The organism is Antarctobacter jejuensis, from assembly GCF_052266595.1.
Classification (GTDB): Bacteria; Pseudomonadota; Alphaproteobacteria; order Rhodobacterales; family Rhodobacteraceae; genus Antarctobacter; species Antarctobacter jejuensis.
On the sequence record NZ_JBQQXJ010000041.1, the window covers coordinates 1 to 2,115 of the forward strand.

At 60.1% G+C, this 2,115-nt stretch carries 2 protein-coding genes; both read right to left on the reverse strand.

Features of this window, described 5'->3' with window-relative positions:
* Positions 1–483 (reverse strand): ATP-binding protein (locus ACTXGA_RS24415; protein ID WP_443397311.1); only part of this gene is annotated, 483 nt, incomplete at its 3' end.
* Complete coding sequence (gene istA / locus ACTXGA_RS24420) at positions 473–2,002, reverse strand: IS21 family transposase (RefSeq protein ID WP_443397312.1); 1,530 nt, start codon at positions 2,000–2,002, stop codon at positions 473–475. The genes ACTXGA_RS24415 and istA, both read right to left, overlap by 11 nt.
* Positions 2,003–2,115: the final 113 nt, after the last annotated feature.

The window sequence follows — 2,115 nt, forward strand, 5'->3', positions numbered from 1 at the left end:
CATCTCGGCCATTTTCCCGGCTTTTCCGAGCGTCTTTTCCTGTTCCAGCGCGTTGACGAGTTCCACCGTCGAGTAGAAGCGAACCTTGCATCTGTGATGCTCGATAGCCTGAACGCCGATGGCCGTTGCGATATGGCTTTTGCCGGTTCCGGGGCCGCCGATCAGAACGACGTTTTCCGCCCCCTCCATGAACTCGCCACGGTGCAGTTGCCGGACGGTGGCTTCGTTGACGTCGCTGGATTTGAAGTCAAAGCCAGCGAGGTCCTTGTAGGACGGGAAGCGCGCAACCTTCGTGTGGTATGCGATTGACCGCACCTCTCGCTCTGCAATCTCGGCCTTGAGCAGTTGGGACAACATCGGTGTTGCAGCCTCGAACGCTGGCGCCCCCTGGGCGACCAGATCTTCGACGGCCTGCGCCATGCCATGCAGCTTGAGGCTGCGGAGCATGATCACAATCGAGGCGCCTGCCGGATCATGACGCATGGCGCTTCTCCCCAGCCTGTCTCAGATCGTCATAGCGGTCTACGTTGGCCTTCGGTGCCGTTTCCAGGGCCAGAGCTTCCGGCGGATCGACCTCTGGAAGATCGGTCTGTTTGCTGTCGAGCAACCTGTGAAGCAGGTTCAGGATGTGCGTCTTGGTCGGCACGCCAGCTTCCAGCGCCAATTCCACGGCGCACAGAACGGCGTCTTCGTCGTGATGCAGAACCAGGGACAGGATATCGACCATCTCCCGGTCACCACCCTCCTTGCGCAACATGTGATCCTGCAGGCGGCGGAAGGCGTCTGGCATCTCGGTGAACGGCGCGCCATTGCGCAGGGCTCCCGGCTTGCGCTGGATCACCGCCAGATAATGCCGCCAATCATAGATGACCTTTCCAGGTTTATGGTGCGACCGCTCGATGACGCGACCATGGGTGCAAACGGTTTTGCCTTCCGCCACGACAACCAGCCGTTCCGGGTAGACGTGAAGGCTGACAGGGCGGTTCGCAAAACTGGCAGGAACGCTGTAGCGATTGCGTTCGAAGGTGATCAGGCATGTTGGCGACACCCGTTTGCTGTGCTCGACGAACCCATCGAAGGCCGGAGGCAAGGTCATCAGCGTCGGCTTCTCTGCCTCCCAGACATCGGCAATAGTGCCAGGCAATTCCCGGTGCCTTGTCTCGGCCCATAGGGCCACACAGCGATCCTCCAGCCACTGGTTCAACTCGGCCAGATCGGTGAAGACTGGCATGACCTGCCACAGCCGGTTCCGGGCATCGCGAACGTTCTTCTCGACCTGGCCTTTCTCCCAGCCTGCGGCCGGGTTGCAGAACTCGGGCTCAAAGACGTAGTGGCTGGCCATGGCCTTGAAGCGGGCATTGACGTCCCGCTGCTTGCCCCGTCCAACACGATCCACCGCCGTCTTCATGTTATCGTAGATGCCCCGTGCGGGCACGCCACCGAAGACACGGAAAGCGTGCCAATGGGCGTCAAATAACATCTCATGGGTCTGAAGCGGATAGGCCCGCACAAGGAAGGCTCGGCTGTGCGACAGCTTGATATGGGCCACCTGCAGCTTGATCCGTTCGCCGCCAATGTTGGCCCAGTCTTCGCTCCAGTCGAACTGGAACGCCTCGCCGGGCTGGAACACAAGGGGCACATAGGTGCCGCGACCCGTCGTTTGCTCCGCTCGATGCCGATCCGCATGCCACACGCGGGCAAAAGCCGCCACGCGGCCATAAGAGCCATCATAGCCAAGCTTCACCAGATCAGCATGCATCTGCTTCACCGTCCGCCGCTCTTTGCGCGGCTTTCGCGTCTGCGCCAGCAACCAGGCAGACAGACGGTCCGCATAAGGATCCAGCTTGCTTGGCCGAGATGGCGTCTTGAACTTCGCTTCAACTGCGCCTTCGCGAAGGTACTTCCTGATGGTATTGCGAGACAGGCCCGTGCGTCGGGAAATCTCGCGGATCGGCATCTTGTCACGCAATGCCCAGCGTCGGATGACACTCAAAAATCCCATGTCGATCACTCCATATCTCCCCGACCAAATCCGTCGGGGCAACGTGTTCACATGGGTCAGTTCTCAGTGAAAATCTGGGGGGCTACCGGGTCACTTCTCAGCGGAAATCAACA